Genomic DNA, 6,843 nt, shown 5'->3' on the forward strand with positions numbered 1-6,843 from the left:
CTGAAACGTCGCTTGCAAGCGCACGATTGCGCATAGCCGGTTGGCAGCGACCATAAATGCAAAAGGCGACGCTATGTCGCCTTTGCGGTGCCGGTTGCTCCCGGCGTTGGCATACCCGGATGCCAGAGAATCGGGCTAAATGTGCATTGCGCCCGTGTGTAGTGCGTAATCGCTGGCGCGCCGACCGAAAGATGCGCGTTGTTCACCGCCAATCAGTGCCAGGTTCAACATCCGCCATTCCCGCTCATCCTGAGGAATGGGTGCCCGGCGAGACTGCTGGCGGCGGTCGGGGCCTTGATAGCCAGACAAATCATGGGAAGCAAGGGATGCGGTCAAATAGGCTCCTTCCTTGACTGCGCGGTACGACTGCGCCGCCGAGCTTCCAATGTAGGCGCTTTGCGCCGGATGGGCAGCTCCGTTCATCGGGAATTCAGCTTCAGTCGGGCAGCCAGGCAAAGCGCCGCAGATCGATGCGGCCTGCGCCATCAAACTCCACTGCCTCTGCTTCCAGCAAAACGCGCTGCAAATCGTCCGAGCCGTCCAGCCCGCGCGGGCTGATACGGCCCTCGCCATTCACCACCCGCCACCACGGCACCGCCTGCTCATCAGGCAATCGCTTCAGCGCCACGCCGACGTGGCGCGCATGGCGCGGCAGGCCGGCGGCGCGTGCCACCGCCCCGTAACTCATCACCCTGCCCGGCGGAATCTGCTGGATCACTCGCAAAAATGCCTGATCAAGCGCTGAAGCGGATCGCGATATTGCTGACATGAATTTCCTTGGCTGAGGCATGACGCCATCTGTTCGTCCAGGCGCAGATAAACAAAACCCGCACCACGCACGCCACGCATGATAGCGTGCCAAGTTTTCGCCGCTCGCTGAATTCATGCTTTTCCGCCTGCTTGGTGCAGCCCACCTGGGCGCGCAGCGCTACTTGAGCTCGTTGCCACCCACCATTCATAGCCTTGCGCTTGCCGTATTCGTCAATCGCGTCGGTGGCGCCGCCAAGGCCTTTTTCGCCCTCTACCTGCATGATGCACGCGGCATCGAGCTGACTACCGTCGGCCTGCTGCTATCGATCAACGGCGCCGGCGTGGTGGCTGGCAGCTTTCTGATGGGCATACTCAGCGATCGCTGGCCCACTCGCAAACTGATTGTGTTTACCCTGCTTGCCAGCGGTCTCAGCTTGCTGCTGCTCGCCGTCGTTACCCCGCTGTGGCTGATCGGCATCCTGCTGGCGGTGGGTGGCCTGCTGGATGGCGGCTTTCGCCCGCTGAACCAGCGCCTGATCATGGAAGCCAGCCCGGAAGCGCAGCGACGCCGCGCCCATGCCACCGTGCGCGCCGCGCTCAACCTCGGCGTCGGGGTGGCCGGCATCGTCAGCGGCTGGTTGGCAGCCTTCGGTTTTGTCTGGGTATTCCTCGCCGATGGACTGGGCTCGCTCGGTGCCGGCGCCTTGCTGGCGCACACGCTGCGCGGCTTCACCCCCTTGCCGGACCCAGCGCGTACCGCCGAGCCGGGTGCCGGCCGGCTACCCTATGGCGATGGCCCGTTCATGCTGCTGTTACTGGCTTCGCTGCTGTTTGCCATCATTTACGATCAGTTCTACAGCACCTACGGCACCTATCTGCGCGATGCCTACCGGCTCGGCCCGGTATGGATCGGTTATATGTACAGCCTCAATGGCGTGATGGTCGGCCTGCTGCAGATCCCGCTCACCGTGTGGACCGAATCATGGGGCTATCGCCTCAATGCCGCGCTGGGCGGGGCGATGATCACCGCTGGCTTTGCCCTGCTTCCCTTCGGAAGCGGCCCGCGGTGGCTCACCGCGACCACCCTCATCTGGACCTTGGGCGAGCTGCTGCTGATGCCCCAGCAGCAGGCCTTGGTGATGCGTCGCGCTGCCACGGGTCGCAGCGGCCATTATTTCGGCCTGTATGCGGCGGTGTGGGGCGGCCGCGGCCTCTTGGCACCGCTATTCGGTACGCAGATCTATGCGCTGGCTGGCGGCAATATGCTGTGGTACGCCTGCGGGGCGCTTGGCCTTGTCGCCCTGCTGGTGCAGCAAGGCGCGATACGGTCGGTGCTGGCGCCGCAAGGCGGCGCGATCAATCCACAATGAACAAGCGGGCGCCCAAGGGTGCGCTGGAGCGATGCGCCTCGGCGCCATCGGCCACCTGGTAGCTCATGCCTGGCGTAAGGACATAGCGACGGCCATCGGCCAGCTCGGTATGCAATTCGCCGTCTAGGCACAGCAGGATATGGCCTTTTTCGCACCAGTGGTCGGCCACATAACCGGCCGAGTAATCGACCATGCGCACGCGGATATCGCCAAAGTGCCGGGTGCGCCAGCGCGCTTCGCCCACGTCGCCGGGGTGGATGGTGGCATCGAGCGTGGCCCAATCGGTGGTGCCAAACGGAATATCAGAAATCTTCATCAAGCATCCTTTCACAACACAGTGTGGCGAGTCAGACAGCAGCCTGTCGCCACCGCCCTGGCTTGGGCCTTGGTAGCCGGCCGCTGCCGCTACAATGGCCGATCTTCAACTGATCTACCGCAAAAATGACAGGCATTCAGCAAGGAATCCGGCTTGGCTTTCTGCTAGCCGGCGCCTACAACATCGGCGGCGTACTGCTGTTTTCGCTGGGCTTTACCAACCAGCGGCTGATGCAACTCGACCCGGTGTTTTCAGCCTTCGGCCTGGCTGCCATTGTGCTATGGGGCGCCGCCTATGCGGCCGTATCGCGCCACTACACGCAATTGAGCGCCCTGCTGTGGGTGTTCTGCCTGGAAAAGCTCCTGTATACCTGCCATTGGTTGCGCTGGTTGCTCAGCGAAGGCCATACCCTGCCCGCGCTATTGGCCGAATCGCCGCTAACCGCAATCTTCTATGCAATTTACGGCGCCGGCGACTTTGGCTTTGCGGTGTTTTTCGCCGCCGTGGCCTGGCAAAACCGTAAAGAAGTCTAGGGAAGCAAACGAACCCACCCGGCTCTGCCGTCGCGCGTGCCGGATGGGAGCGCATCGTTCAGCTACGCGCTAACGCTCGATCTGGCTAACATCGCGCACCGCGCCGGTATCGGCGCTGGTGGTCATGGCGGCATAGGCGCGCAAAGCTGGCGACAACAAGCGATCACGATTCACCGGTTTCCAGCCGGCCGGGCCCTTGGCATTCATGGCGGCGCGGCGCTGCGCCAGCGCTTCGTCGCTGATGGCCAGATGAATGCGGCGATTCGGAATATCGATTTCGATCGTATCGCCCTCTTCCACCAGGCCGATGGTGCCGCCCTCGGCCGCTTCGGGCGAAACGTGCCCGATCGACAAACCCGAGGTGCCGCCCGAGAAGCGGCCATCAGTCAGCAAGGCGCACGCCTTGCCCAGGCCCTTCGACTTCAGATAGCTGGTCGGGTAGAGCATTTCCTGCATGCCGGGGCCGCCCTTGGGGCCTTCATAGCGGATCAGCACCAGGTCGCCGGCGACGATCTGATCGGCAAGGATGGCGGCCACCGCGTCATCCTGGCTTTCGAAGATACGGGCGCGGCCGGTGAAGGTGAGGATGGATTCATCCACCCCGGCGGTTTTCACGATGCAACCGCGCTCGGCGATATTGCCGTACAGCACCGCCAGGCCGCCATCTTGCGAGTAGGCATGCTCCTTGGAGCGAATGCAGCCATTGACGCGATCCAGATCCAGCTCGGGCCAGCGCATGCTCTGGCTAAAGGCAATGGTGGTGGCCACGCCGCCCGGTGCGGCGCTATACAGCTTGTGGGCAGCCGAATCCGCGCCATTGCGCATCACATCCCAGGCATCGAGCGCGGCGCCCATGCTGGGGCTGTGCACGGTTGGCACATCGCGGTGCAACAGGCCGGCGCGATCGAGTTCGGCGAGTATGCCCATCACCCCACCGGCGCGATGCACATCTTCCATATGGTATTTCTGCGTTGCCGGCGCCACCTTCGACAAACAGGGCACGCGGCGCGAAATGCGGTCGATATCGGCCATCTTGAACGGCACGCCCGCCTCACTGGCAGCCGCCAGCAGATGCAGCACGGTATTGGTCGAGCCGCCCATCGCCACATCAAGGCTGATGGCGTTTTCGAATGCTTCAAAGCCGGCGATGGCGCGCGGCAAGACACTGGCATCGTCCTGCTCGTAGTAGCGCTTGGCCAGCTCCACGATCAGCCGGCCAGCTTTCAGGAACAATTCCTTGCGATCCGCATGCGTCGCCAGGGTCGAGCCATTGCCCGGCAGGCTCAGGCCCAACGCCTCGGTCAGGCAGTTCATCGAATTGGCGGTAAACATGCCGGAGCAGGAGCCACAGGTCGGGCAGGCGCTGCGCTCGACGGCGGCAACCTCGTCGTCACTGACCTTATCGTTGGCGGCTTCCACCATGGCATCGACCAGATCGAGCTTGCGGGTGGTGCCCTGCCAGTTGACCTTGCCGGCCTCCATCGGCCCACCCGAGACAAACACCACCGGAATATTCAGCCGCAGCGCCGCCATCAGCATGCCGGGGGTGATCTTGTCGCAATTTGAAATGCACACCAGCGCATCGGCACAGTGGGCATTGACCATGTATTCGACCGAATCGGCGATCAGCTCGCGGCTGGGCAGGCTGTACAGCATGCCGCCGTGGCCCATGGCAATGCCATCGTCCACCGCGATGGTGTTGAATTCCTTGGCAACGCCGCCCGACTTTTCGATTTCGCGCGCCACCAGCTGCCCCAGGTTGTGCAGGTGTACGTGGCCAGGCACAAACTGGGTGAAGGAGTTGGCAATGGCAATGATCGGCTTGTCGAAATCGCCGTCTTTCATGCCGGTTGCGCGCCACAGGGCGCGGGCGCCGGCCATATTGCGGCCGTGAGTGGTGGTGCGGGAGCGGTAGGCGGGCATGCTGAAAATCCTTGTGCCAGAGTCTTGGGGATAGACGGCCCGGTGATGCCGGTTGCAGGCGGATCGCCACAGCGCAGTCGGATGCCTGCGGCGGGCGATCAGTGCCAGGATAAGGCACAACGCACTGCCCATGTCGAAGCGACGATTCTAGCCTGAATTCGCCGGGCACTGCCGGAGCTGGTTACCGTGGCTAACAGTCGAGCAGCGGCATCTCGGCCACACTCACCGCTTCGATGCTTATGGAGTCAATGTCATGCGACTGCTCATCACCCCACTTATCGCCTCCCTGCTGTATGCATGCAGCTGCAGTGGCCTTGCCGCCGACAACGCCAGCTTGCAACAGCAAGTCATGGAAACCGAAAAAGCCTTTGCCAAGACCATGGCAGACCGCGACTTTGCGGCGTTTGGACAATTCATCAGCGATGAGGCGGTGTTTCAGGGCGCAAAAGTGTTACGCGGCAGAGCAGCGGTATTGGCTGGCTGGAAACGCTTGTACGAAAAACCGACTGCCCCCTTCTCTTGGGCGCCGGAGTCAGTCGAGGTGCTGGATTCCGGCAATCTGGCGCTGAGCCGTGGCCCGGTATTTGACCCAAGCGGCCGCCAGGTGGGCCGGTTCAATTCGGTGTGGCGGCGTGAGGCTTCGGGCAGCTGGCGCATCGTATTCGACTTCGGCAGTGATGAAGTGAAAGAGTAGCGCGGCGGATTCGACGGGCGAGACGGCGACGCTCATGGCTATAATGCCGACCTTTGTTTCGTCGCCTTGAGCCCGCCATGCTGATACACCCGCAAATCGACCCGGTTGCCGTCCACCTCGGACCGCTGTCCATCCGCTGGTATGGCCTGATGTATCTGGTCGGCTTCGTGATGTTCCTGGTGCTCGGCCACTACCGCATCCGCAAGCATCCGCAACGTGGCTGGACCGGCCCGCAGCTGGACGACATGCTGTTCTATGGCGTACTCGGCGTGATCGGCGGCGGCCGCCTCGGCTACATCCTGTTCTACAAGCTCAACTACTACCTGGCGCATCCGCTTGAGGTGTTCAAGCTATGGGAAGGCGGCATGTCGTTTCATGGCGGCTTTCTTGGCGTGGTGGTGGCGATGCTGCTATTTGCCCGCAAGACCAATAAGCGCTTTTTCGAGGTGGCCGACTTTGTCGCACCGCTGGTGCCGCTGGGTCTGGCTGCCGGCCGGCTCGGCAACTTTATCAATGGCGAGCTATGGGGCCGCGTCACCAGCGGCGATGCCTGGTGGGCCATGGTATTCCCGCTGGTCGACCAGCAACCGCGCCATGCCTCGCAGCTGTATGAATTCGCCCTGGAAGGCGTGGCGCTCTTTCTGCTGCTGTGGCTGTTCTCGGCCCGCGATCGCGCCCGCGGCCAGGTTTCGGCGCTATTTCTGATCGGCTATGGCCTCGCCCGCTTTACCGTGGAATTTGCCCGCGAGCCCGACCACTTCCTCGGCTTCCTCGCCCTGGGCCTGAGCATGGGCCAATGGCTGAGCCTGCCGATGATCCTGGCTGGCGTGGCGCTGTTTGTGCTGAGTGGCAAACAGGCGCGGCGCTGATTTGCTGGCCGGCGACACGAATCCCGTTGCGATGCGTGATTTAAGAGAAGCTTGCTGCATGCCACTGATTTACAAGGAAAGATTTCGGACAGCTCGGTGTTATGCACATCGGGCGATGAGATATACACCTGTTTGTGTGTACATTTAAACGTTAGGTGTATATCGCCTTTGGCTCGGTTCGTCGGCAATTCGGTTTCAAGCATGCGCGCCTTTGTTTCGGTCGCCGGGCTTTGCGGCGTGCGCTACAGTTCGGCCGGTGTTGCTCGCTGTCGCTCGCCTCGGAAGGGGCGGCGTCCGCAAGGTTTAGGCCTCGCACAGGCCGGCCAGCATCGTGTTAACCAGGTCTGCTACATGCCAACCATTGCTGCTGTTTCAGTCGCACCTAACC

The 6,843-nt window shown here is 62.4% G+C and carries 8 protein-coding genes; 4 read left to right on the forward strand and 4 right to left on the reverse strand.

The window, feature by feature from the left end:
- Positions 1-135: 135 nt before the first annotated feature.
- On the reverse strand, positions 136-486 hold the full coding sequence (locus ACE3OH_RS17315; protein WP_374355930.1) for a hypothetical protein: 351 nt from the start codon (positions 484-486) through the stop codon (positions 136-138).
- On the reverse strand, positions 437-769 hold the full coding sequence (locus ACE3OH_RS17320; RefSeq protein WP_374355933.1) for an MGMT family protein: 333 nt from the start codon (positions 767-769) through the stop codon (positions 437-439). Before ACE3OH_RS17320 ends, ACE3OH_RS17315 begins: the two co-directional genes overlap by 50 nt.
- A 115-nt stretch (positions 770-884) precedes the next feature.
- Here ACE3OH_RS17320 and ACE3OH_RS17325 point away from each other — a divergent pair, with 115 nt between their 5' ends.
- Entirely contained in the window at positions 885-2,120 is a 1,236-nt protein-coding gene (locus ACE3OH_RS17325; protein ID WP_374355936.1) for an MFS transporter, read from the forward strand.
- Here the strand turns inward: ACE3OH_RS17325 and ACE3OH_RS17330 are convergent.
- On the reverse strand, positions 2,107-2,436 hold the full coding sequence (locus tag ACE3OH_RS17330; RefSeq protein ID WP_374355939.1) for a DHCW motif cupin fold protein: 330 nt from the start codon (positions 2,434-2,436) through the stop codon (positions 2,107-2,109). The two genes, ACE3OH_RS17325 and ACE3OH_RS17330, sit on opposite strands and share 14 nt — an antisense overlap.
- 125 nt (positions 2,437-2,561) lie before the next feature.
- Here ACE3OH_RS17330 and ACE3OH_RS17335 point away from each other — a divergent pair, with 125 nt between their 5' ends.
- Complete coding sequence (locus tag ACE3OH_RS17335; RefSeq protein ID WP_374355942.1) at positions 2,562-2,969, forward strand: hypothetical protein; 408 nt, start codon at positions 2,562-2,564, stop codon at positions 2,967-2,969.
- Positions 2,970-3,038: 69 nt separating this feature from the next.
- Here ACE3OH_RS17335 and ilvD read toward each other — a convergent pair whose 3' ends face one another.
- Positions 3,039-4,892, reverse strand: coding sequence for a dihydroxy-acid dehydratase (gene ilvD, locus ACE3OH_RS17340; protein WP_374355948.1), 1,854 nt, complete (start codon positions 4,890-4,892; stop codon positions 3,039-3,041).
- A gap of 253 nt (positions 4,893-5,145) precedes the next feature.
- Between ilvD and ACE3OH_RS17345 the strand changes: the two genes are divergently transcribed.
- Positions 5,146-5,586, forward strand: a complete 441-nt coding sequence (locus ACE3OH_RS17345) for a DUF4440 domain-containing protein (RefSeq protein ID WP_374355951.1) — start codon at positions 5,146-5,148, stop codon at positions 5,584-5,586.
- Between the two features lie 77 nt (positions 5,587-5,663).
- On the forward strand, positions 5,664-6,455 hold the full coding sequence (gene lgt, locus ACE3OH_RS17350; protein ID WP_374355954.1) for a prolipoprotein diacylglyceryl transferase: 792 nt from the start codon (positions 5,664-5,666) through the stop codon (positions 6,453-6,455).
- Positions 6,456-6,843 lie beyond the last annotated feature (388 nt).

The sequence above is a fragment of the Chitinimonas sp. genome (assembly GCF_041904975.1).
Classification (GTDB): domain Bacteria; phylum Pseudomonadota; class Gammaproteobacteria; order Burkholderiales; family Chitinimonadaceae; genus Chitinimonas.

Excerpts from the sequence above, each read along its gene's own strand:
- ACE3OH_RS17320 (WP_374355933.1), bottom strand. The coding sequence starts at position 769 with ATGTCAGCAATATCGCGATCCGCTTCAGCGCTTGATCAGGCATTTTTG.
- lgt (WP_374355954.1), top strand. The coding sequence starts at position 5,664 with ATGCTGATACACCCGCAAATCGACCCGGTTGCCGTCCACCTCGGACCG.
- ACE3OH_RS17315 (WP_374355930.1), bottom strand. The coding sequence starts at position 486 with ATGGCGCAGGCCGCATCGATCTGCGGCGCTTTGCCTGGCTGCCCGACT.
- ACE3OH_RS17345 (WP_374355951.1), top strand. The coding sequence starts at position 5,146 with ATGCGACTGCTCATCACCCCACTTATCGCCTCCCTGCTGTATGCATGC.
- ACE3OH_RS17335 (WP_374355942.1), top strand. The coding sequence starts at position 2,562 with ATGACAGGCATTCAGCAAGGAATCCGGCTTGGCTTTCTGCTAGCCGGC.
- ACE3OH_RS17325 (WP_374355936.1), top strand. The coding sequence starts at position 885 with ATGCTTTTCCGCCTGCTTGGTGCAGCCCACCTGGGCGCGCAGCGCTAC.
- ACE3OH_RS17330 (WP_374355939.1), bottom strand. The coding sequence starts at position 2,436 with ATGAAGATTTCTGATATTCCGTTTGGCACCACCGATTGGGCCACGCTC.
- ilvD (WP_374355948.1), bottom strand. The coding sequence starts at position 4,892 with ATGCCCGCCTACCGCTCCCGCACCACCACTCACGGCCGCAATATGGCC.